We start from the raw sequence: 1,189 nt of genomic DNA, 5'->3' as shown, positions 1-1,189 counted from the left end.
GTCCAGGAGGGCCAGCAGGGCCCGGATCCCGGGGCGGTGATGGGAGGCGGGGGTGTCCCGGTCGGTGAGCCAGCACGCGACGGCACGCCGGTAGGCGACCAGCGGGGGCTCGGCGGCCGGCCGCTCGCGCAGCAGGGCGTTGATGCGGCGGCCGTCCTCGCGGACGAAGTCCAGCGCCGCCTCCTCCTTGCTGCCGAAGTAGCGGCTGAAGGTGCGCCGGACGACCTCGGCCCGGTCGGCGATCGCGGCGACGGTGACGTTCTCCGGCCCGTCCCGCAGCACCAGCTCCAGCGCGGCGGTGGCGAGCGCCTCCCGGGTCCGCCGCGCCTTGCGCCGCCGGCCGTCCTCCCGGGGAGCGGGGATCGGGAGGGAAGAGGTCGTCGCCGTCATGCCACCGACGGTACACCCACTCGTGTCCCACTGGGACATGAGTCCCGGTGGGACACCTGCGGAGGCGCGTTTCCCCTCAGCGCCGGGTGCCCGCCAGCACCGCGTGCACCGGCCGGTGCGTGTCCGCCCGGGCCGGAACGGCCGTCACGGCGGCCAGCCCCAGCAGCGTCCCGGCGACCAGCAGCACGGTGTGCGCGGGGCCAGGACCGGCCGCCGCCATCGGACCCGCGTGCAGCAGGCCGTACAGGCCCGTGCCCGCCGGGGCGCCGAGCGCCGCCGCCGGTACGGCGGGCAGGAGCTGGGCCATCACGAGCGCGCGGTTCGCCTGCCCGGGCGTGGCTCCCAGGGTGCGGGTGACCGCCAGACTGTGCCGGGCGTCCAGGGCCGCGTTCCACGCGAGGGAGACCGCCCCGACCACCGCGAGCCCGATCACCAGGGCGACGGAGCCCGCCACGATCCGCTGCACCAGCAGCGCGTCCGGGTCGGGCAGCAGGGAGGCCCCCAGATCACGCGGCCTCACCGGCTGTGCCCGGAAGGTCAGCGCCGCGGCCAGGGCCGCCGTGACAGTGAAGACGGTCACGGCGGTGAGCAGGGCACGGCGAGGCCGCCGCGCGGCCAGCCGCAGCCCCAGCATGAGCGGGACCGGCAGCCTCTGGGCGACGCGATCGACGGCGGAGCGCCCGCGCGGCGGCCGGGCCGCGTCCGCCAGGGCCCGGGCCGTGCTGCTGTGCGCGGCCCCCCCCGCGGGTCCGGCCGCCGCGCCGGCGGCGGTGGCCCGGGCCAGCACGGCCACCGCGAC

General features: G+C 78.5%; 2 protein-coding genes. Both read right to left on the bottom strand.

Annotated features, from left to right (window positions below; genetic code table 11):
* Positions 1–390, bottom strand: a 390-nt coding sequence (locus tag ACFV5N_RS27955; protein WP_385605376.1) for a TetR/AcrR family transcriptional regulator, incomplete at its 3' end; no start/stop codon positions are given.
* Between the two features lie 76 nt (positions 391–466).
* The coding region (locus ACFV5N_RS27950) for an FtsX-like permease family protein (RefSeq protein ID WP_385605374.1) at positions 467–1,189 on the bottom strand (723 nt) is incomplete at its 5' end.

The organism is Streptomyces sp. NPDC059853, assembly GCF_042731495.1.
Classification (GTDB): Bacteria; Actinomycetota; Actinomycetes; order Streptomycetales; family Streptomycetaceae; genus Streptomyces.
Note: the sequence above shows the minus strand (reverse complement) of the source record. Positions and strands in the feature narration are given on the sequence as shown.